The organism is Deferribacterota bacterium, from assembly GCA_034189185.1.
Taxonomy (GTDB): domain Bacteria; phylum Chrysiogenota; class Deferribacteres; order Deferribacterales; family UBA228; genus UBA228.
This window is the reverse complement of record JAXHVM010000301.1, coordinates 1-1,560: the sequence shown is the minus strand read 5'-3', so window position 1 is coordinate 1,560 and position 1,560 is coordinate 1. Positions and strand designations below refer to the sequence as shown.

Sequence of the window (1,560 nt, the reverse complement as noted above, 5' to 3'; positions counted from 1 at the left end):
CCGTTTGCCTATAAAAAACATTATGTTGATAAAATTAGTTATGCAAGCGGCGAGGCGGCTAACTTAGGAACATATGTGCACGAAAACATTAGAGCGGTATTACAAGGTGAAGAAACACCATTTGTAAATCTTCAAATTAGTTCCTTAAAAGATGCACAACGGTTTTTCGATAACGGAAATTTAGTATTGGGTTTTTTAGATTCAAAGTTTGATATTGAAAATATTGAATCAGAACAAGATGTATGGGTTGATGAAAACTTCAATTTAGTTGACCCAAACAGTGAGCAAGGATTTTTAAGAGGTATTATAGACTTGGTAATAGAAGAAAAAAATGGCAACTTGATAGTTTTAGATTGGAAAACAGGTAGAAGCGAGCCAGATACATTGCAATTATACATATATGCAATTTTAACAAAAGCTAAATATGGAAAATATCCTGATGAAGTTGGATTTATAAAATTGAGAACAAAAGAAATAACCATATCGAAAATAGATACAGATATAATTGATTCCGTAAAAAAATATTTGAAAGAACTAATTAAAATTATTGAGTCTGATACTGAGTTTAAACCAAAAGTAGGGCAACACTGTTCTTATTGTCAAGTAATTCACGCATGCCCTTTGGCACAAGATTTAAATATTCCAGATTTAACAACAAAAGAAGGCATTGTTGAAGCTATGAAAAAAGCACATGTTTTGAAACAATTGGCAAGTGATATTGAAAAAAGAGTAAAAAACGTTATTGATACCGATGAAGTTGTTGATGCAGATAATTATAAAGTTTATTACGAAACTACTTCATATTATTCGTTTAAACGCAAAGCAAATGCTTCAGATGTTATTTCTGAAATAATTAATAGAACAACAGAAGAAGAATTGGGAAAATATTTAAAAATAAATACAAATGAATTAATTAATGATGAAAGATTTGAGGATTTAGTTAAGGATTATTTTGTTTTAAAATCAAAAAACACACTAAAATTTGAATCAAAAAATTAAGTAATACAAAAATAAAAAAAGGGAGGAGCAAACAAATGAAGGCAAATAAGTTGCTTGAAATAACAAAAAAACCATTTTCAATTGCCACACAAGAAACATTTAGGTATTTTATTAAAAACATCTATCCAAAAATACCAGAATTAAAAAATACATTTGTTTTAAACTTAAGAGTACACGTAGATTTTGAAAATAATAGAGGAATTATTATGTACAAAGCGTTTGTTGGTAAAAAAATATATTACATTACTAATAATAGTGCCAACCCGATTGTAGTAAGAGTTGACGATGTTAAACCTAAGGAGGTTTTTTGTTATGTCAAGAAAAACAATAAAGGTCGGCGATTTCAAAATAAATCTCCAAACAAGAATGGGGGACTTAATGCGTGATATTTTATCTAAAAAATATGAAAGTATTATACAAAATGATGTGAAATTTAAAAACAAAAGTATTCGTATGAAATATAAAGAAATAATACAGTCAATCAATTATAGAATCTATGGCAAAGCGATAGAAAACCACCCATTGTATGTATTTTTTAATAAAGATTTTGAAAAATTATAT

The 1,560-nt window shown here is 27.7% G+C and carries 3 protein-coding genes; all 3 read left to right on the top strand.

Annotated elements, in window-relative coordinates:
* The coding region (locus tag SVN78_11095) for a PD-(D/E)XK nuclease family protein (protein MDY6822151.1) at nucleotides 1-999 on the top strand (999 nt) is incomplete at its 5' end.
* A gap of 35 nt (nucleotides 1,000-1,034) precedes the next feature.
* Complete coding sequence (locus SVN78_11090) at nucleotides 1,035-1,385, top strand: hypothetical protein (protein MDY6822150.1); 351 nt, start codon at nucleotides 1,035-1,037, stop codon at nucleotides 1,383-1,385.
* The coding region (locus SVN78_11085) for a hypothetical protein (protein MDY6822149.1) at nucleotides 1,378-1,560 on the top strand (183 nt) is incomplete at its 3' end. The genes SVN78_11090 and SVN78_11085, both read left to right, overlap by 8 nt.